This window comes from Pseudomonas sp. P5_109, assembly GCF_034009455.1.
GTDB lineage: Bacteria > Pseudomonadota > Gammaproteobacteria > Pseudomonadales > Pseudomonadaceae > Aquipseudomonas.
Genome location: NZ_CP125380.1, coordinates 5,085,946 through 5,107,420, shown reverse-complemented (window position 1 = coordinate 5,107,420; position 21,475 = coordinate 5,085,946). Strand labels below are relative to the sequence as shown.

8 protein-coding genes are annotated in these 21,475 nt (G+C 60.2%); 6 read left to right on the top strand and 2 right to left on the bottom strand.

Annotated features, from left to right (window positions below):
- The first annotated feature begins 11 nt into the window (after window positions 1-11).
- Window positions 12-830, top strand: a complete 819-nt coding sequence (locus QMK54_RS22545; RefSeq protein WP_320401379.1) for a transporter substrate-binding domain-containing protein — start codon at window positions 12-14, stop codon at window positions 828-830.
- 75 nt (window positions 831-905) lie between these two features.
- A complete protein-coding gene (locus tag QMK54_RS22540; RefSeq protein WP_320401378.1) occupies window positions 906-1,919 on the top strand; it encodes a GNAT family N-acetyltransferase in 1,014 nt (337 codons plus the stop codon).
- Between the two features lie 127 nt (window positions 1,920-2,046).
- Here the strand turns inward: QMK54_RS22540 and QMK54_RS22535 are convergent, their stop codons facing one another.
- Entirely contained in the window at window positions 2,047-2,595 is a 549-nt protein-coding gene (locus QMK54_RS22535; protein WP_095946262.1) for an RNA polymerase factor sigma-70, read from the bottom strand.
- A 383-nt stretch (window positions 2,596-2,978) separates the two neighbouring features.
- On the opposite strand from QMK54_RS22535, the gene QMK54_RS22525 reads away from it, so the two are divergent.
- Window positions 2,979-15,977, top strand: coding sequence for a non-ribosomal peptide synthetase (locus tag QMK54_RS22525; protein WP_320401377.1), 12,999 nt, complete (start codon window positions 2,979-2,981; stop codon window positions 15,975-15,977).
- A 254-nt stretch (window positions 15,978-16,231) separates the two neighbouring features.
- On the opposite strand, the gene QMK54_RS22520 is transcribed toward QMK54_RS22525, so the two are convergent.
- A complete protein-coding gene (locus QMK54_RS22520; protein WP_317851667.1) occupies window positions 16,232-16,558 on the bottom strand; it encodes a helix-turn-helix domain-containing protein in 327 nt (108 codons plus the stop codon).
- A 414-nt stretch (window positions 16,559-16,972) separates the two neighbouring features.
- On the opposite strand from QMK54_RS22520, the gene QMK54_RS22515 reads away from it, so the two are divergent.
- The 3 genes from QMK54_RS22515 (at window position 16,973) to QMK54_RS22505 (ending at window position 21,458) form a co-directional block, all read left to right on the top strand.
- Window positions 16,973-17,797: a fibronectin type III domain-containing protein gene (locus tag QMK54_RS22515; protein ID WP_320401376.1), complete on the top strand. Its 825-nt coding sequence runs from the start codon at window positions 16,973-16,975 to the stop codon at window positions 17,795-17,797.
- A gap of 546 nt (window positions 17,798-18,343) precedes the next feature.
- Window positions 18,344-18,832, top strand: a complete 489-nt coding sequence (locus tag QMK54_RS22510) for a CS1 type fimbrial major subunit (RefSeq protein WP_110658347.1) — start codon at window positions 18,344-18,346, stop codon at window positions 18,830-18,832.
- A 103-nt stretch (window positions 18,833-18,935) separates the two neighbouring features.
- Window positions 18,936-21,458, top strand: a complete 2,523-nt coding sequence (locus QMK54_RS22505; protein WP_320401375.1) for a TcfC E-set like domain-containing protein — start codon at window positions 18,936-18,938, stop codon at window positions 21,456-21,458.
- The last annotated feature ends 17 nt before the right edge of the window (window positions 21,459-21,475 follow it).

The window sequence follows — 21,475 nt, the reverse complement described above, 5'->3', positions numbered from 1 at the left end:
GGGTTGTTTTGATGGGTTCGCCAATTCGGATGGCCTCGCGGCTTTTGCTGGCGATGCTTGCGGTGTCAGCGATGGTGCCGTCCCAGGCTGCGCAACAGGTGCGCATTGGTGCCGCGCACTTTCCGCCCTACACCGTGCGCCCGGAATCCGGGGCGGACACCGGGTTGCTGCCGCAACTGGTCGAAGCCCTGAACGCATCGCAAAGTGACTACCGGTTTGTCCTGGTGCCCACGTCCATACCCCGGCGCTTCGGTGACTTCAAGCAGGGCCGGATCGACATGGCCATCTTCGAAAATCCTGCCTGGGGTTGGGAAGACATTCCCCATACAGCCGTCGACATGGGGCTGGAAGACGCCGAGATTTTTGTCGCGCAACGCTTGCCCGACCGGCAGCAAAGCTATTTTGCCGACTTGAGCGGCAAGCGCCTGGCACTGTTCAGCGGCTATCACTACGAGTTCGCCAACTTCAACGCCGAGCCGCAGTACCTGACGAAAAACTACAACGCCACGCTGACCTATTCCCATGACAGTAATCTGCTGATGGTGTTGCGCGGGCGGGCCGACATCGCCCTGGTTACGCGCTCTTATCTGAACGACTACTTTTTGCGCAATCTGAAAGTCGCCAACGAGTTACTGGTGTCCGATCGCATCGATCAGATCTATCACCACTACGCCATTGTGCGTCCGGCCGCGCCCATCAGTGGTGAAGCCTTCGGCAAGTTGTTGCAAGGCTTGCGGGACAACGGCCAGATGCTGAGGATTTTCGATCCGTACAAGATTGCGGTGGTGCCTGTCCCGCACAGCGAATCGGCGCCACAAGTCGCCAATTGACGGACTTTGCCTAAATTTCCCATCGTGGCTCACGTCACCTCGTTGAACTGTCGACGATTATCGTGAGCCCGCCCCATGTCCAATCTGAATGACCTGACTGCCCTGTGCCTGCCCAATGGCAGTCGTCTTGCTGCTGATGAAAGCGAAAGCCGCCTGAGCCTCAGTCTGGAGGGGCAACCGTTGCTCACCCTGCGGCTGGTTCGTGGCCCCGAGTTGCACGTGCACCTGCAAGAGCGATTCAACCGCCCTGAAGGACAGGCGTTGTGGGCGGCCTGTTACTGGTTGTTTTCCCGCGACCCGGACTGTCAGCGCCTGGTCTGGCAGCTGCAGGACGTGCCAACCGAAGTCGTGTTGAGCGGCTTGCTGGTCTCGACTTCCGTCAGCGGCCAGTATCACTGCGAGCGCACTTTGTTCTGGCAGTTGCCGCAGCCGTGGCTGGGGCACTCCCTGACCGGCAGTTATCCGCAGCAAATGGTGATCACCGGCGGCAAGCGTCATCCGTTGCGACCGGTCAAGCCCCGGGGTGAAGTGTATCGACGCTTCGATGCGCGGCTGGGGGCCTGGGTTTCTTTGCGTACGCTGGAAATCGAGCAAGACCTGGCGCGCTTCAATCGCTGGCAGAACAGCCCGCGTGTCGCCAGTTTCTGGCAGGAGGAGGGCAGCCTCGAACAGCATCGCGAGTACCTGGGCAAACTCGAGACCGATCCGCACACCCTGACGCTGATCGGTTGTTTCGACGATCAACCGTTTGCTTACTTCGAAGCCTACTGGGCCAAGGAAGATCGCATCGCGCCGTTCTACGCGACCGGCGATTACGACCGTGGCATCCACATGCTGGTGGGCGAGGAAAACCATCGTGGTCCGCACAAGGTGGCGAGCTGGTTATCGGCGCTGGTGCACTACCTGTTTCTCGATGATCCGCGTACGCAGCGCGTGGTTGCCGAACCTCGGGCCGATAACGCGAAGATGATCGGGTACATGCAGAACCAGTGCTTTCACTGCGAGAAAGAGTTCGACTTCCCGCACAAGCGCGCGGCCTTGATGATGTTGGGGCGGGAGCGGTTTTTTGATCGTTGTGAGTTGGCGTGATGTTTGAGGCTCAAGATTTGTTGCGGTCTTGAGTCAGCCTTCGCGAGCAAGCCCGCTCCCACATTTGAAATGCATTCCCTTGTGGGAGCGGGCTTGCTCGCGAAGGGAGCTCCGCCGATTTCAGATCTTACTGGCGGGCAGCCATATCTCCACGATTGCCCGACACCTTGCGGCAGTGCACCAGCGCATCGCGGATCATGAAGTTCACCAGGGTCGGCGATACACCGAGCTCCTTGGCGATGTCTTTTTGCGGTACGCCGTGCAGGCGATACATCTCGAAGGCATAGCGGGTGCGACTCGGTAACTCGGTCAACGCGTCGGCGATGTGCTCCAGCGTCGAGAAATTGATATGCGACGTTTCCGGTGACGCACCCTGGATCACCACATTCAACCCTTCTTCTTCAGGACCGGAATACTTCTGCTCCAGCGCCTGCTTGCGGTAGTGGTCGATCGCCAGGTTGCGCACGATCTGGAACAGGTAGCTGAGCTGAGCCTTGATCGAGCTGGTGATGGGCGGGGCCGATTGCAGCCGGAAGAACGCGTCCTGCACAACATCCTCGGCGCGTGAACGGCAACCGGTAATTCGGGCTGCGATCTTCACCAGAATCAGTCGATTGTCGACGAATGCCTGAAGTAGCGGTGTATCGCACCTGCTTGTGGACACTGGTTCCATCATGGAAATCACCCTGCTGCCAAAAGGTTAGTGGGACGGGGGATAAACCGGGGGGCCGTCCTGCACAATCGAGCGACAAATTAGGCTTAATGATAATGATTGTCAAATGAGAAAAAGAACTAATGCGCTACAAAAGTGCAGAGTGAGAACTGCGACACGCTGACGCACCACAGCCCGCTTGGTGTTCCAGCCTGGCGACTAATTATTTCCAGACGTCATCCGTTCTCATTGGTGAATTGCACAGCGCAACCTTCATCACCCTGTAGGAGCGAGCTCGCTCGCGATGGTCGTCAACGATGACGATGGGCGCCTGACACCCCGCGGTGTTCTCCGGATTTTCGCGAGCAGGCTCGCTCCTACCAAGCCGAAATCAGGCAGGAAACCTCATGACCGACGCGTTCGAACTCCCCAGCACAATGGTCCAAGCCCTTCAGCGCCGAGCGGCCCTGACGCCGGATCGGGTGGCCTTGCGCTTTCTCGCCGAGACCCCGGATCAGGCTGTGGTGCTCACCTATCGCGAGCTGGATCTGCGGGCGCGGACGATTGCCGGCGCATTGCAGGCTCAAGCGGATATTGGCGACCGTGCCGTATTGCTGTTCCCCAGCGGCCCGGATTACGTCGCGGCATTTTTCGGTTGCCTGTACGCCGGGGTGATCGCGGTGCCGGCCTATCCGCCGGAGTCGACGCGCCGTCATCATCAGGAGCGGCTGTTGTCGATCATCAGCGATGCCCAGCCGCGCTTGCTGCTGACCAGTGCCGGCCTGCGCGACGCCTTGCTGCAAATCGAAGGGGCGCCACCGTTGCTGTGTGTCGATACCCTTGACGCTGCGCTGGCCGAGCGCTGGGTCGCGGCGGATTTGCAGAACGATCACATCGCCTTCCTGCAATACACCTCCGGCTCCACCGCGCTGCCCAAAGGCGTGGAGGTCAGCCACGGCAACCTGGTGGCCAACGAGCTGTTGATTCGCCACGGTTTCGGCATCGATCTGAACCCCGACGACGTGATCGTCAGCTGGCTGCCGCTGTACCACGACATGGGCCTGATTGGTGGCCTGCTGCAGCCGATTTTCAGCGGCGTGCCTTGCGTATTGATGTCGCCGGCGTACTTCCTTGGCCGGCCGTTGCGCTGGCTGGAGGCGATCAGTGAATACGGCGGCACCATCAGCGGCGGGCCGGATTTTGCCTATCGCCTGTGCAGCGAGCGGGTCAGCGAGTCGGCCCTGGAACGGCTTGACCTGAGTGGCTGGCGCGTGGCGTATTCCGGTTCCGAACCGATTCGCCTCGACACCCTGGAACGCTTCGCCGAGAAGTTCGCGACCTGCGGCTTCACCGCGGACAACTTCATGGCCTCCTACGGTCTGGCCGAAGCCACGCTGTTCGTGGCCGGTACAGCCCGTGGCCAAGGCATTGGCAATCTGCGGGTGGACGATCTGGCCCTTACGCAAAACCGCGCCGAACCGGGCGAAGGCAGCCCGATCATGAGTTGCGGCGTCAGCCAGCCTGAACACGCCGTGCTGATTGTCGATCCGGCGTCGCTCACTGCGATGGGCGACAACGCAGTCGGCGAAGTCTGGGCCGCAGGGCCGAGCATCGCCCACGGCTACTGGCGCAACCCTGAAGCCTCCGCCAAGACCTTCGTCCAGCATGCCGACCAGACCTGGCTGCGCACCGGTGACCTGGGCTTCATGCGCAACGGCGAGCTGTTCATCACCGGTCGCTTGAAAGACATGCTGATCGTGCGCGGGCACAACCTGTACCCACAAGACATCGAGCAGACCGTCGAACGTGAAGTGGAGGTGGTGCGCAAAGGGCGCGTCGCCGCGTTCGCCGTCAACGTGGACGGTCAGGAAGGCATCGGCATCGCCGCGGAAATCAGCCGCAGCGTACAGAAAATCCTGCCGCCCGAAGCGTTGATCAAAGCCATCCGCCAGGCCGTTGCCGAGGCGTATCAGGAAGCACCGAGCGTGGTGGTGCTGCTCAATCCGGGCGCTCTGCCGAAGACCTCCAGCGGCAAACTGCAACGCTCGGCGTGCCGCAATCGCCTGGTGGACGGTAGCCTCGACAGCTATGCGGTGTTCCCGCCGGCCAGCTCCGAAAGCGCAGGTCAGATCGAGTCGGGCTCGGAACTGCAAAGCCTGATCGGCCGGATCTGGTGCGAGCAGTTGCAGGTCAAGCAGGTGGGCGCCGACGATCACTTCTTCCTGCTCGGCGGCAACTCCATTGCAGCCACGCAAGTGGTCGCGCGCCTGCGTGAAGAACTGGGGCTGGAGTTGAACCTGCGCCTGCTCTTCGAAGCCCCGACCCTGGAGGCTTTCGCCGATGGAGTGGCCCGCCAGCAACAGGACGGTGGCCTGGCGCAGGGCGCGATCACTGCGCTGTCGCGCCAGCAACCGATGCCGCAATCGCTGGCACAAAACCGTCTGTGGATCACCTGGCAACTCGACCCGCAGAGCAGCGCCTACAACATTCCAGGTGGCTTGCGTCTGCGTGGCGAGCTGGATGAAGACGCCTTGCGCGTGAGTTTCCAGCAGTTGATCGAGCGTCATGAATCCCTGCGCACACGCTTTTTCGAGCGTGACGGCGTGGCGTTGCAGCAGGTCGATCCGGCCGCCGGGTTCAACCTGCAAATGATCGACATCAGCGACCTGCCGGTTGCCGAGCGAGAAGCCCGAGCGCTGCAAATCCGCGAGGATGAAGCGCGTACCCGGTTCGATCTGGAGCAAGGCCCGCTGCTGTGGGTGACGCTCGTGCGCCTCGACGACGAGGATCACCAGTTGCTGGTGACCCTGCACCACATCATTGCCGATGGCTGGTCGTTGAATGTGCTGATCGACGAGTTCTCGCGGTTGTACGCGGCCGCTTCCCAGGGCCAGCAAGCGCTGCTGGCGCCATTGCCGACGCAGTACGCCGATTACGGCAGCTGGCAGCGCCAATGGCTGGCGCAAGGGGAAGGCGAACGGCAACTGGCTTACTGGAAAGCCCGGTTGGGCGACGAGCATCCAGTGTTGAGCCTGGCCACCGATCATCCGCGCTCGGCACAACAACTGCGCAGTGCAGCGCGCCACAGGGTGCGCCTGGGGGCGACTTTCAGCGATGCCATTCGCCAGACCGCCCAGGCCCATGAATCCACGCCGTTCATGCTGTTGCTCGCGGCGTTTCAGGGACTGTTGCACCGCTACAGCGGCCAGCGTGATATTCGCATCGGCGTGCCCAATGCCAACCGTCCGCGCCTGGAAACCCAAGGGCTGATTGGCTTCTTCATCAATACCCAGGTGCTGCGCGCGCAGGTGGATTCGCGCCTGCCATTCGTTGAGCTGCTGGCACAAACCCGACTCGCCGCGCTGGATGCCCAGGCCCATCAGGACCTGCCGTTCGAACAACTGCTCGAAGCCTTCCCGCAGGCCCGCGAGCAGGGTCTGTTCCAGGTCATGTTCAACCACCAGCAACGCGACCTCAGTGCCTTCAAACGCCTGCCGGGCTTGTTGGCCGAAGAGCTGCCGTGGCATAGCCGCGAAGCCAAGTTCGATTTGCAATTGCACAGCGAAGAAGACCGTAACGGTCGCCTGACCTTGTCCTTCGATTACGCCAGCGAGCTGTTCGATACCGCGACCATCGAGCGTCTGGCCGAGCATTTCAGCAACCTGCTGCAAGCCATCTGCGAGCAACCGGCCACCGCCATTGGTGACCTGCCATTGTTGACGGCCGCCGAGCAGCATCAGCAATCGGGCTGGGCGAGCGCGGTGCGCGCAGCGGCCGATCAATGGCTGCCCGAACGGCTCAACGAGCAGGCACGCCAGACGCCACAGCGCACCGCGCTGCTGTGGGACGGCGGCAGCCTGGACTTCGCCGAACTGCACACCCGGGCCAATCGCCTGGCCCATTACCTGCGTGACAAAGGTGTCGGCCCGGATGTCTGTGTGGCGATCGCCTGCGAGCGTTCGCCGCAACTGCTGATCGGCCTCCTTGCGATCATCAAGGCCGGTGGCGCCTATGTGCCGCTCGATCCGGACTACCCGGCCGAGCGCCTGGCCTACATGCTCAGCGACAGCGGCGTCGAATTGCTGCTGACGCAAACCCCATTGCTGGAGCGCTTGCCGGCGACGGATGGCGTCAGCGTGATCGCCATGGACGCCCTGCATCTGGAGAGCTGGCCAAGCCATGCGCCGGGGTTGCATCTGCATGGCGACAACCTCGCCTATGTGATTTACACCTCCGGTTCCACCGGCCAGCCAAAAGGCGTCGGCAACACCCACGCGGCGCTGGCCGAGCGCCTGCAATGGATGCAGGCCAGCTATCGCCTGAACGAAACCGACGTGCTGATGCAAAAGGCGCCGATCAGTTTCGACGTGTCGGTGTGGGAGTGCTTCTGGCCGCTGATCACCGGTGCACGTTTGTTGATTGCCGGTCCCGGTGAACACCGCGATCCGCATCGCATCGCGCAGCTTGTGCAAGCCTACGGCGTGACCACGTTGCACTTCGTGCCGCCACTGCTTTCGTTGTTCATCGACGAACCCCTCAGCGCGCAATGCTCCAGCCTGCGCCGGGTATTCTCCGGTGGCGAAGCCTTGCCCGCGGAGCTGCGCAACCGGGTGTTGGCGCAACTGCCGGCGGTGCAATTGCACAACCGCTACGGACCGACCGAAACCGCGATCAACGTCACCCATTGGCATTGCTCCAGCGCCGACGGCGAACGCTCACCGATTGGCCGACCACTGGGCAACGTGATCTGCCGCGTGCTCGACAGCGATCTCAATCCGGTTCCGGCCGGTGTGCCGGGTGAGTTGTGCATCAGCGGCGTTGGTCTGGCCCGTGGTTACCTCGGTCGCCCGGCGTTGACCGCTGAACGATTCGTGGTCGACCCATTGGGTGAGCCGGGCACGCGCCTGTATCGCACCGGCGACCGGGCGCGCTGGACGGCGGACGGCGTGATCGAATACCTCGGCCGTCTCGATCAGCAGGTCAAGCTGCGCGGGTTCCGCGTTGAGCCGCAGGAAATCGAAGCGCGACTGCTGGCCCAGGACGGCGTTGCGCAGGCCGTGGTGCTGGTGCGCGAAACCGTGGCCGGTGCGCAGCTGATTGGTTACTACACCGCGGCGGACAATGCCGGGGATGAAGGCGGGCAGACCGCCCGCCTGAAAAGCGCACTGGCCGCCGAACTGCCGGAATACATGGTCCCCGCGCAACTGATGCGCCTGAATGCAATGCCCCTCAGCCCAAGTGGCAAACTCGACCGCCGCGCCTTGCCGGAACCGCAGTGGCAGGTGCGCGAACATGTCGAGCCAGTGACTGAGCTGGAACGACACATCGCCGGTATCTGGCGCGAAGTGCTGGGCCTGGCACAAGTCGGCCTGCGCGATGATTTCTTTGCCTTGGGCGGCCACTCGCTGCTCGCCACGCAAATCATCTCCCGCACCCGCCAGGCCTGCGACGTCGAATTGCCGCTGCGGGCGCTGTTCGAGCACAGCGAACTCGGTGCATTTGCCGAACAGGTTCGCTTGATCCAGGCCAGCGGCAGCACCAATAAACAGCCGTCGATTGAAAAAGTCGACCGCAACCAAGTAATACCGCTGTCCTATTCCCAGCAGCGCATGTGGTTCCTCTGGCAGATGGAGCCGGACAGCCCGGCCTACAACGTCGGCGGCATGGCGCGCCTGCGCGGCGTGCTGGATGTCGCGCGTTTTGAAGCTGCGCTGCAAGCCTTGATCATGCGCCACGAAACCCTGCGCACCACCTTCCTGAGCATTGACGGCGTCGCCCGTCAACATGTGCACGGGCAATCCGATGTGCGCATGGCGTGGAAGGATTTCACCGCGCTGGATGCCGAAGGCCGCGAGTGGCAGGTCCAGCAACTGGCCGACGACGAAGCGCACCAGCCGTTCGACCTGGAAACCGGGCCGTTGCTGCGCGCATGCCTGGTCAAGACTGCCGAGCAAGAACACTACCTGGTGCTGACCTTGCACCACATCGTCACCGAAGGCTGGGCGATGGATATTTTCGCCCGGGAACTCAGCGCGCTGTACGAAGCCTTTGTCGATGACCGTGAATCGCCGCTCGCGCCTTTGCCGGTGCAGTACCTGGATTACTGTGTGTGGCAGCGTCAGTGGCTGGAGTCCGGCGAGCGTCAGCGCCAGCTCGATTACTGGACCACGCAACTGGGTCGCGAACACCCGCTGCTGGAGTTGCCGGCCGACCGTCCGCGTCCGCCGGTGCAAAGCCACCAGGGTGAGTTGTACCGTTTTGACCTGAGCGACGACCTCGCCGCACGAGTCCGCGCCTTCAATGCGCAGCATGGCCTGACATTGTTCATGACCATGACCGCCGCCCTGGCTGCAGTGCTGTATCGCTATAGCGGCCAGACCGATTTGCGCATCGGCGCGCCGGTGGCCAACCGCATTCGCCCGGAAAGCGAAGGGCTGATCGGGGCGTTCCTCAACACCCAGGTGCTGCGTTGCCAGCTCGACGGGCAAATGTCCGTGAGTGAACTGTTCGAGCAGGTTCGCCACACGGTGATCGAAGGCCAGTCCCACCAGGACCTGCCGTTCGATCATCTGGTGGAAGCCTTGCAGCCACCGCGCAGCGCCGCCTACAACCCGCTGTTCCAGGTGATGTGCAACGTACAGCGCTGGGAGTTCCAGCAAAGCCGCACCCTGGCCGGCATGACAGTCGAGTACCTGGTCAACGATGCACGGGCGACCAAGTTCGACCTTAACCTGGAAGTCACCGACCTCGACCATCGCCTCGGTTGCTGCCTGACCTACAGCACCGATCTGTTCGACGAGCCGCGCATCGCCCGCATGGCTACGCATTGGCGCAACCTGCTGGAGGCGCTGATTGCCGATCCGCAGCAACGCTTGAGCGAATTGCCGCTACTGGACGCTGGCGAACGGCAACATCTGCTCGACAGCCTCGCTGTCGAACCGGGCGAACATCGACTGGATCAGTGCATCCATCACCTGTTCGCCGAGCAAGCCCTGCTGCGCAAGGACGCTCCGGCCCTGACCTTCGCCGGGCAGACCCTGAGCTATGCCGAGCTCGACAGCCGTGCCAATCGCCTTGCATGGATGTTGCGCGAGCGCGGTGTCGGGCCGCAGGTTCGCGTGGGGCTGGCACTGGAGCGTTCGCTGGAAATGGTTGTCGGCCTGCTGGCGATCCTCAAGGCCGGCGGCGCCTATGTGCCGCTTGATCCGGAATATCCGCTGGACCGTTTGCATTACATGATCGAAGACAGCGGCATCGGTCTGCTGCTCAGCGATGCCGCGATGTTCAAGGCCCTCGGTGAGTTGCCGTCATCGGTTGGCCGCTGGTGCGTGGAAGAAGACGCGGCCGCGCTTGCCAATTACCCAGCCTCCGAGCTGCCGCTGATCAGCCTGGCACAGCATCACGCCTACCTGATTTACACCTCGGGCTCGACCGGTAAACCCAAAGGCGTGGTGGTGTCCCACGGCGAAATCGCCATGCATTGCCGCGCGGTGATCGAGCGCTTCGGCATGCGCCCGGACGACTGTGAACTGCACTTCTACTCGATCAACTTCGACGCCGCCACCGAACGTTTGCTGGTGCCGCTGCTCAGCGGCGCGCAGGTGGTGTTGCGGGCGCAAGGGCAGTGGGACGCGCAAGAAATCTGCGGCCTGATCCGTCGTCATCAGATCAACGTCCTGGGTTTCACCCCGAGCTACGGCAGCCAGTTGGCGCAGTGGCTGGCAACGCAAAATGAAGTCTTGCCGGTGCGCATGATCATCACCGGCGGCGAAGCGCTGACCGGTGAACACCTGGCGCGCATTCGTGCAGCATTCACGCCGAACCTGTTCTTCAACGCCTACGGCCCGACCGAAACCGTGGTCATGCCGCTGGCCAGCCTCGCGCCTGAAGTGCTGGAAGAGGGCGCCGGCAGTGTGCCGATCGGCAGCGTGATCGGCGACCGCGTGGCCTACATCCTCGATGCCGATCTGGCGTTGGTGCCGCAGGGTTCGACTGGCGAGTTGTACGTGGGTGGCGCTGGCCTGGCGCAGGGTTATCACCAGCGGCCGGGCATGTCCGCGGAGCGCTTCGTGGCCGACCCGTTTGCCGCCAATGGCGGGCGTATCTACCGCACCGGCGACCTGGTACGCCAGCGCGACGATGGCCTGGTGGAATACCTGGGACGGATCGACCATCAGGTGAAGATTCGCGGCTTCCGCATCGAATTGGGCGAGATCGAAACCCGTTTGCTGGAGCACGAGTCGGTCCGTGAAGCGGTGGTGCTGGCCCTCGATGCTCCGAGTGGCAAGCAACTGGTCGGTTACCTGGTCAGTGACATCGCCGGGCAGAGCGAAGCGCAACACAGCGTATTGCGCGAAGCCCTCAAGGCACACTTGAAGTCGCAGCTGCCGGACTACATGGTGCCCACGCACTTGATCCTGCTGGAGTGCATGCCGCTGACCGCCAACGGCAAACTCGACCGTCGTGCACTGCCGGCACCGGACCCGGAGCTGAACCGCCAGCAGTACGTGGCGCCGAGCAACGAGCTCGAACTCACGCTGGCGCAGATCTGGTGCGAAGTGCTGAACGTCGAACAGGTCGGCCTCAACGACAACTTCTTCGAACTGGGCGGCGACTCGATCCTGTCGATCCAGGTGGTCAGCCGGGCGCGGCAGCAGGGTATTCACTTCAGCCCGCGCGACCTGTTCCAGCACCAGACGGTGCAGACCCTCGCCGCCGTGGCCACGCGCACCGAGCAGGTCAGCGCCGAACAAGGCCTGATCATGGGCGAGTCGCGACTGACACCGATCCAGCACTGGTTCTTCGACACCGATATTGCGCAACGCCAACACTGGAACCAGGCAGTGTTGCTGCAACCGACCGCACCTCTGGAGTCCCATCGCCTGGAGCAAGCGCTGCTGGCGGTCATCGAGCAGCACGATGCCTTGCGCCTGCGCTTCAGTAAGGTCGCCGGTCAGTGGCAAGCACAGCATCAGGCGATTTCCGACGCGGCGGTGCTGTGGCAGGTGCGTGTTTCGTCGATGGATAAATGCCCCGCCCTGTTCGCCGATGCCCAACGCAGCCTCGACCTCGAAGAAGGACCGCTGATGCGTGTGCTGCTGGTCGACGGTCCCGAGGGCCAGCAACGGCTGTTCATCGCGATTCACCACTTGGTGGTCGATGGCGTTTCATGGCGCGTGCTGCTGGACGACCTGCAAACTGTGTACCGCCAACTCGACGCGCAGCAGTCCGTGAAACTGCCGGCGAAAACCAGCGCCTTCAAGGATTGGGCCGCACGCTTGCAGGCTTATGCCGGCAGCGAGTCCCTGCGTGAGGAACTGGGCTGGTGGCAGACGCAATTGGCCGGACCGAGCGCCGAACTGCCGTGCGATCGCCCGGACGGCGGTCGACAGAATCGTCATGCGCAAACCGTCAGCGTGCGCCTCGACAGCGAGCGCACTCGGCAATTGCTGCAACAGTCGCCGAGTGCCTATCGCACTCAGGTCAACGACCTGTTGCTGACCGCATTGGCCCGGGTGCTGTGCCGCTGGAGCGGTCACGCATCGGCGTTGATCCAACTGGAAGGTCACGGCCGCGAAGCGTTGTTCGAGGAAATCGACCTGACCCGCAGCGTGGGCTGGTTCACCAGCGCCTACCCGTTGCGCCTGACCCCGTCGAACATTGAAGAAGCCGCCGGGCAGGGCGCTTCGATCAAGGCGATCAAGGAGCAACTGCGCGCCGTGCCGCACAAAGGTTTGGGTTATGGCGTGCTGCGGTATCTCGCCGATGACCTGAGTCGCCAGAGCATGACCGGGTTGCCGGTGGCGCCGATCACCTTCAACTACTTGGGCCAGTTCGACCAGAGCTTTGGAGCCGATGCGTTGTTCCATCCGTTGGACGAAGCCATCGGCGCGGCCCACGATGCCAATGCACCGTTGCCCAGCGAGCTGAGCGTCGACAGTCAGGTGTATGGCGGTGAACTGGTGCTGCGCTGGACGTTCAGCGCCGAACGCTTCGATGCGCAAACCATCAACGATCTGGCCGACGCTTACTTGGGCGAGCTGCAAAGCCTGATCGAACATTGCCTGCGTGACGATGCCGGTGGCCTGACGCCGTCTGACTTCCCGCTGGCGCAGCTCAACCAGACGCAACTGGATGCGCTGCCGGTTCCGGCCGCTGTCATAGAAGACGTCTACCCGTTGACGCCAATGCAGGAAGGCATGCTGTTGCATACCTTGCTGGAGCCTGGCACCGGCCTGTACTACATGCAGGACCGCTACCGCATCAACAGCGAGCTCGATCCGCAGCGTTTCGCCCAGGCCTGGCAAGCGGTGATCGCCCGCCACGAAGCGTTGCGCGCGTCGTTCTGCTGGAACGTCGGCGAAGAGATGCTGCAAGTGATCCACAAACCAGGCAGCACGCCGATCGAGTACCTCGACTGGGGCGACATGGCCGAAGCCGGGCAAGAGCCGAAGCTGCAAACCCTGCTCAAGACCGAACGCGAGGCGGGTTTCGATCTGCTCAACCAGGCACCGTTCCACTTACGTCTGATCCGGGTCGGTGCGGCGCGCTACTGGTTCATGATGAGCAACCACCACATCCTCATCGATGCCTGGTGCCGTTCGCTGTTGATGAACGATTTCTTCGAAATCTATAGCGCCCTCGGCGAAGGCCGCGACACTCAGTTGGCCGTGCCGCCGCGTTATCGCGACTACATCGGCTGGCTGCAACGCCAGAGCCTGGCCGAAGCGCGGCAATGGTGGAAAACCAACCTGCAAGGCTTCGAACGGACCACGCCGATCCCGAGCGACCGGCCAATCCTGCGCGAACACGCTGACGACAGCGGCGGCATGATCGTCGGCGACTGCTACACAAGGCTCGATGCCCGTGACGGTGCGCAATTGCGCGAACTGGCCCAGGCCCATCAGTTGACCATCAACACCTTCGCCCAGGCGGCGTGGGCGCTGGTGCTGCGGCGTTTGAGCGGCGATCGCGACGTGCTGTTCGGCGTCACCGTGGCCGGGCGTCCGGTGGACATGCCGCAGATGCAGCGCACCGTCGGCCTGTTCATCAACAGCATCGCGCTGCGGGTGAAAATGCCCGAGGACGGCCAGCGCTGCAGCGTGCGCCAGTGGCTCAGCGGTCTGCTCGACAACAACATGCAACTGCGCGAGTACGAATTCCTGCCGCTGGTGAACATCCAGGAGCAAAGCGAACTGCCCAAAGGCCAGCCGCTGTTCGACAGCCTGTTCGTGTTCGAAAACGCCCCGGTGGAAACCTCGGTGCTGGACCGTGCGCAGAGCCTCAACGCGACCTCGGACTCTGGCCGCACCCACACCAACTTCCCGTTGACGGCGGTGTGCTATCCAGGTGATGACCTGGGCTTGCACCTGTCCTACGACCAGCGCTACTTCGATGAGCCGACGGTCGAGCGCATGCTCGGCGAGTTCAAGCGTTTGCTGCTGGCGCTGGTGGATGGCTTCCATGGCGACATGGCCGACCTGCCGTTGTTGGGTACCGAGGAGCAGGACTTCCTCCTCCATGGCTGCAACCAGAGCGAACACGACTATCCGCTGGAACAGAGCTACGTTGCGATGTTCGAAGCCCAGGTCGCGATGCACCCGCAGCGGATTGCCGCCAGTTGTCTGGACCGCCAGTACAGCTATCTTGAACTGAACCAGCGCAGCAACCGTCTCGGTCATGCGTTGATTGCCGCCGGTGTCGGTCGGGATCAACCGGTAGCCTTGCTGGCCGAACGCAGCCTCGAATTGCTGGGCATGATCATCGGCAGCTTCAAGGCCGGGGCGGGCTACCTGCCGCTGGACCCGGGTTTGCCGAGCCAGCGTCTGAATCGGATCATCGATCTGAGCCGCACGCCATTGCTGGTGTGCACGCAAGCGTGCCGTGAGCAGGCGCAGGCCCTGCTCGACGAGTTCGGCTGCTCCAGCCGGCCACGGCTGCTGGTCTGGGAGGAAGTCCAGGCCCTTGCGCTGCCGGCGGACAATCCTGGGCGTTACAGTAGCCCGGATAACCTGGCCTACGTGATCTACACCTCCGGCTCCACCGGTTTGCCGAAGGGTGTCATGGTTGAACAGCGCGGCATGCTCAACAACCAGTTGAGCAAGGTGCCGTACCTGAACCTGAGCGACGCCGATGTGATCGCGCAAACCGCCTCGCAAAGCTTCGACATTTCCGTGTGGCAGTTCCTCGCCGCGCCGTTGTTCGGTGCACGGGTGGACATCGTGCCGAACACCATCGCCCATGATCCCCAGGGCTTGCTGGCGCATGTCGCGACCCAGGGCATCACCGTGCTGGAAAGCGTGCCGTCGCTGATCCAGGGCATGCTCGCCCAGGAGCGCATGAGCCTCGACGGCCTGCGCTGGATGCTGCCGACCGGTGAGGCAATGCCCCCGGAGCTGGCGCATCAATGGTTGCAGCACTATCCGCAGATCGGCCTGGTAAACGCCTACGGCCCGGCGGAGTGCTCGGATGATGTGGCGTTCTTCCGTGTCGACCTGGCCTCGACCCGCGGCAGCTTTTTGCCGATCGGTACGCCGACCGACAACAACCGTCTGTACCTGCTCGACGGGGCGCTGGAGCTGGTGCCACTGGGGGCGGTGGGTGAGTTATGCGTCGCCGGCACTGGAGTCGGCCGCGGCTATGTCAGCGATCCATTGCGCACGGCACCGGTGTTTGTGCCGAACCCGTTCGGCGCGCCGGGCGAGCGGCTGTATCGCACCGGTGACCTGGCCCGCCGTCGCAGCGATGGTGTGCTGGAATACGTCGGTCGTGTCGACCATCAGGTGAAGATCCGTGGTTACCGCATCGAACTGGGTGAAATCGAGGCTCGCCTGCATGAACAACCGGACGTCCGCGATGCGGCGATTGCCGTGCAGGAGGGCGTCAACGGCAAGCACCTGGTTGGCTATCTGGTCGCAGGCGATGCTTCGCTTGATTCAAGCGAGCGACTGGAGCGAATCAAGCTGCGACTGCGTGCCGAACTGCCGGAGTACATGGTGCCGCTGCATTGGTTGTGGCTGGACAAACTGCCGCTCAATGCCAACGGCAAACTGGATCGCAAGGCACTGCCGGCGCTAGAGATCGGCCAGATTGGCAGTCAGGATTACCTGGCACCGCGCAATGACCTGGAGCAGACCCTGGCCGACATTTGGGCCGAGATGTTGAAGGTCGAACGGGTGGGCGTTCGCGACAACTTCTTCGAGTTGGGCGGGCATTCGCTGCTGGCCACGCAAATCGCTTCGCGGGTGCAGAAAACCCTGCAACGGGACGTGCCGCTGCGGGCGATGTTCGAGTGCAGCACGGTGGAGGAACTGGCCGGGTATATCGATGGATTGGCGGCGAGTGAGATCACCGAGGAGAAGGTGGATCGCTTGAATGATTTGATGGCGGAGCTGGAGGGGTTTTGATTCTCTAGCGTTTATGGGGCTTCTTCGCGGGCCCCGCTCCCACAATGGCTTGTGGTGGATACATCATTTGTGGCCACCATTGATCCCTAAGGGAGCGGGCTTGCCCGGGTAGAATCCGCAGACATGCGCCGCTGTGGGCGATGTATTAGGGCAGCGCGGTGGAGGAGCTGGCCGGGTTCGACCACGGGTTAGTGGCGAGCCGGACTCTGCCGAGTCACCTTGTGCACATTGGGGCGCTACAACCGTCTTGATGGTCATCGAGTTATCTGTGCAACCGTTAGATGAAGCTCTGCCTCTCCCTCCAAATGGATCATTCCCATTTCCACTGCTTTGATCAGCGCTAGCCAGCGTGAGCTGACGCCGAATTTTCGACGAATATTGCAGAAGTGATAATTCACTCCTGCCTCCGAGCAATTGAGGATCCGTCCGATCTCCCAGGACGATTTTCCCATGGCACACCACTTCAGGATTTCCTGCTCTTTGGCGGAGAGTTTCGGGGGGATATGAGGTGTATCCGCGTAGCCGTGTGGCTTGGCGTGCAGTCTTTCAGATCGGAGCTGGGTTGGGCTCGCAGTGTACATGGCTGGTCTCCCGGGGTAGGGGCGCCCTGGAGGGCGGTGAGTAACTCCAGGGCTCTTTTATAGCGCGATTCAGAGTCTTTGGAACCTGTAAGAAATAACAGGTTGGTGCGCGGCATTCGTAGGCTGGTTGCGAATGCAAGTTAAGGGAAAAACGTAGGCTAACTGACTCGATAGTGTTTTTTGTTTTGTTGTTCGCGATTGTATTCGTGTGCAGCGATTGGGTTTGTCAAGGCGAATGGGGGTAAGTGTTAAGCTTATGAAAAGTAGAAGTTTTTGCGCGAGTTGGAAGTGATTTTTAGAGTGTCCTAGCAGTTCTGCTAGTGTGTTGGTGGGTTTTTTTATGGATTAATACAGGTGCAGAGTGTTTTTATGGAAAAGCACTGTAGTTGTAAAAATTTCTCGGTGGGGTGGTAAATGAATAAGCCAAATTTTGATGATTCAGCTCTCTCTCATAAGGTTGTCTCTACGACAAGAAATTCTATCGAGTTGTCGTGGGAGAATCGCGAAGTTCTAGTGAAATATATTCTTACCTCTGCAGGCGAAGGCTCTGGTCGAGTGATATATGAAGGGCCCGCTACAGTGTTTACTCACGGGGCGCTTAGGTCAAATACTGAATATTCTTATTTTATTGTTGGAGTAAATGCTGAAGGGAAGAGGACCAAGCCGGCCTTGATCCTCACTCGCACGGCTGTTAGAGTGATCCCACAAGCACCAGATTTTTTCCAGGCATACAATCAAACACCCAACTCAGTATCTTTTTTTTGGAATGACGGGGTAGTGGATGGTGGTCGGCGTACTTATGAGATACGACCAGACGGAGAATTGCTTGATACGCCTTCAGCACCTCCCTATACAGATACGCGTCCTCTGGAGGGAAGGGATCATGTTTACTGCATTCGTACAGTTGATGATGAGTTTTATAAGTCGGAACCTCACTGTATAGTCGTCAACTTTCCAGACTTTACCGCACCTACAAACCCTGAGAACTTACGTACCAGCAATGTTGGTGTGATATTTGGTTGGGAGAAGTCGTACGACAGTTCCGGTACCGTTGAGTATGAAATTGATCTAGACGGTGATCGATTGGGGACAACAACGGAAACGGAGTTTGCTATTGCCGGATTGGATTCGGGGCGGCAATATGTACTTGGCGTTACCGCCTTCGATAAATCGGGTCATCATTCGGACAGGGTGACCATTCAGTATCCAGGGCAGGGTGTTCCTCCTCAGAGGAAATAGTCGTTTTCCTGTGTCGCTGACTACTCGTGCACAAAAAAGTCCCGATGCCTTGCATCGGGACTTTTTTATGGGCGTAGCGCAGGCTTCATTACAAGCAAATTTTCCGGGTGGCAATCACCCATGTGATCAATTTTTTTCAGCCTGACTTCTGTAAACGGCCGGCAGACTGTTTCGTCAGAACAGGCTAACAACACCCTATCCTTCTCCCTTGGGCGCCGGCCATGTGTTTGCTCGTGGTTTCGCTCTGCATAATCCTGATCACCTCAAATGCCCTTGAAAACTGGTTGGAGACAACTGGATCGGATCAGTCATTTCAAAAAAATGCTTCCTACAAGCTTTGGCCGGTGGGCTGCATCAATGTCCCAGTGGGGATAAATCCTACAGATACTGCAGATAGATCTTGCATACCATTCCTACAGAAAACGAGAAGATGCGCGCCGTTGAAACGCAACATCTATTTACTGATGTTGATCAATAACCCGGTGCCTGACTTTTGTCGTTTGGCCGAAGCACGCACTATTAATCAGATGTTTAAAGGTGAATCCAATGTTCAAGAAAATTGCAATTTCGGCCCCGGTGCTTGCTTTGGCTTTTGTTTCCTCGGCTGCCCTGGCTACTCCACAAACTCATACAATTCAAGTCTACGCTGATATTCCGAGCGCCGACTTCTATGTGCAGCCAGTCAACATCGACACTGTAATCATGCCTCAACAATTGGCCTGGAATACTACAACTTCAGAGCTGGAAGGCATCAGCCGTAATTTCAAGGTGAAAAGCGCCGTTGACGCTGGTCCTGCCATCAAGGCAACCCTGCTGGACCCAGCGGTCATGAGCTCTGGCACAGAAGAAATTACGTTGGACATTAAGTTCAATGGCATTCAGTTGGCTTTGGGTAGCGATGTGGAAGTTGTTGGTGCTGGCGCTGCAACCTCTGAAATTATCGCTCCCCTGAGCATTACGCCAAACGAGCCGAGCGGCGGTTACCAGGAAGGTAACTACACCGGTAACGTTCGTGTGCTGTTCGACGCGCCTTGATAGTTACTGAATAGTTGTAACTAACGGTATGTCCTTTATGTGGCCGGCGCAGCCGGTCGCATTCTTTCTTGCACATGCAAGCGCTAACTTGAGATATTGATCAATGTTTCCGACGACTCCTATCGCAGGAGCGCTTGCGCTTATTATTTGCGCAGGTGCGCTTGCCAATGAAAGCCAGCCTGCGAACAAGTCCATAAGTTTGCTCCAGCAGGCTGAAGGTTTGCCTGCAGAGTTTCATGAATTTTTCTTTGATGTTCCCTTGGCTGTTCGAGTCGAAGTCGATCGACAGTTCCTGGGGGAAGCCATGATCCTGTTGACCCGCGATGAGCGAGTGACGCTGATCAACTTTACGGACACACGCAACAGTGACCTTACTGCGAGCGAGCGTGATGAGTGGGCGGCTTTCCTGACGCAGGGCGCGGCGTTGGGTGCCTGTAATAGTGGCTGCCCTCGGCAATTGCAATCGGTTCACTACAGCCTGGAAGACTCCATGGTGTCGTTGGTGACGGCGAACGCCGAGCGCGATCCGCAAGCACGACTGTTTCATGATCAGCCTGAAGGCGGCAGCCACGGCATGATTGTGCGCAATCAACTGAACATCAGCGGCGGTCAGCAGCAGAATATCGCCGGCCGTTATGGCCTGGACGCAACCGCGAGCCTGGGCAACTGGACGAACACGTTCAATGCTCAACTGTCGCGCATGTCAGGGATGGACACTGGCATCAAGCATGCTGTCCATGAATTGCATACCCAACGGGAACTGGAGGGCAGCTTCATCCGTGCCGGGTATTTCACGCCCAGCGCCCAAGGTCTGACTCGATCTGTGCGCACCATCGGGCGAGGTCCCGACACGGTAATGGGACTGATGTACGGCAGTTCCGATAGCCTGGCGATCGACAACGCCAACCCTAGTCTCTATCCCATTACGGTGACCGCCAACCGACAAGCGATGGTGGAAATCTATCGCAACGGTGTGCTGATCAACAGTCAGCAAGTGGCGAGCGGTCTGCAGACGCTCGATACGCGTCCGCTGCCCGGCGGAATCTACGAAGTGGAAGTGCGCTTGGTCGAAGACGGTCAAGTGATTACCACCACTTCGGAACTTATTTACAAGCCCAATAACTGGCGCAACCCGGAAAATCGCTGGCGCTACAACCTGTTCGCCGGTCGCGAGAGCAAACTGCTCAGTAATTGGCAGGAGCGCGATGACGGTGATCTGACGGCAGGCGCAGCCTTTAATTTCTTGCTGCATCCGCGAGTTGTCCTGGGGCTTTCCGCCCGTCAGGTCAAGGAGCAGATGCAGTTGGGCACCTCCGCCGACTGGACGGTGGGTGAGAAAACATCCCTTTACACCAGCCTTTCCCAGACCAAAGGAGAAGGCACGGGGATGGAGGTGCAAGGTGTGCATCGCTACAACGGCGGCAGTGTGGTGTTGCGTCATCAGCGCAGCTGGCTGGACACCCGTAATACTTACGAAGTGCTGCCGGACGGGACGCACATCCGTCAACGCAACACCTACAACGGACAAACCAGCAATACCTCGCTGTCAGTGAATCAGCGCCTGAACAGCAAGAGTTCGCTCAGCGCGCAAGTGTCTCAAAGCCAGGGTTACAACGAAGGATTGGGCATCGACCTGAGCTGGACCCGCAACGCGCAGTTGTTCGGCAACAACGCGGACTGGCGCGTGGCGGTGTTCGATCGACCGGGCACGGTGGGCACTGCCGACCAGCGCAACCGCGGGATCGATATCAGCCTGCGCATGGCACTGGGTTCCGACGGTCATCAGGTGACCGGTAGCGTCGGTCAACGTACATCGCGTGACGGTGGGCGGGACCCCAACGCGTCCGTTACCTATCGTCGCGACCTCAAGGATCACGTCCTGCAAAGTGTTTCTGCAACCGTCAGTCAAGACGTATACGGGACAGGTCAGGCGGGCACGGCTGATTTCAAGACTGACCAGGTCAGCGGTTCGATGCATGCGCAACGTTCCTCCTTCAACGGTCAGATCAGCGGCGGTTTGAATCTGGACAGTACCTTGGCGGTCAGTGGCAAAAAACTTGTATTGAGTAGCCAGGCCTCAACCGGAGAGGCGGGAATGATCGTCGATGTCGAAAGCGATCTCGATGATATCGAACTGCGGGCCGACGACTTCGCCGGTACCCACGCCACATTGCGGCCGGGGCGCAATTTTATTCCCGTTTCTGCATACAAGAACGGCACGGTGAATTTTGATTTCAAGGGCACTGATGTTCCCGCGGCGGCAATCCAGCCTGCGCGCACCACCTATCACTTGAACAAGGGAGGGGTGGATTATCGCCAGGTTCGCATTCTGAAGACTGTAACCGTGATGGGGCGGCTGTTGGATGCCAGTGGAAAACCGTTGAAAGGCCACCACGTAATCAACCATGCCAGTCGTGGCGTCAGCGAAGTCGATGGATTCTTTTCAATGGAACTTAGCGAGAACTCTCCTACACTTGAAGTGCGGCACGACAGTCAGTTGTTATGCCAGTTCAGGCTCGATCCGGCCTCCCAGCGTCGAGAGAATGATGTGCTGATGGTAGGGGATCTGCGGTGTCATCCGGACACCTTGGCCGAAGCTGCTTATAAGTCTGAGAAAGCCAGTTGATGGGCACTTATACAACA

Coding starts and splice junctions, on each gene's coding strand:
- QMK54_RS22545 (WP_320401379.1), top strand. CDS start 12: ATGGGTTCGCCAATTCGGATGGCCTCGCGGCTTTTGCTGGCGATGCTT.
- QMK54_RS22540 (WP_320401378.1), top strand. CDS start 906: ATGTCCAATCTGAATGACCTGACTGCCCTGTGCCTGCCCAATGGCAGT.
- QMK54_RS22535 (WP_095946262.1), bottom strand. CDS start 2,595: ATGATGGAACCAGTGTCCACAAGCAGGTGCGATACACCGCTACTTCAG.
- QMK54_RS22525 (WP_320401377.1), top strand. CDS start 2,979: ATGACCGACGCGTTCGAACTCCCCAGCACAATGGTCCAAGCCCTTCAG.
- QMK54_RS22520 (WP_317851667.1), bottom strand. CDS start 16,558: ATGTACACTGCGAGCCCAACCCAGCTCCGATCTGAAAGACTGCACGCC.
- QMK54_RS22515 (WP_320401376.1), top strand. CDS start 16,973: ATGAATAAGCCAAATTTTGATGATTCAGCTCTCTCTCATAAGGTTGTC.
- QMK54_RS22510 (WP_110658347.1), top strand. CDS start 18,344: ATGTTCAAGAAAATTGCAATTTCGGCCCCGGTGCTTGCTTTGGCTTTT.
- QMK54_RS22505 (WP_320401375.1), top strand. CDS start 18,936: ATGTTTCCGACGACTCCTATCGCAGGAGCGCTTGCGCTTATTATTTGC.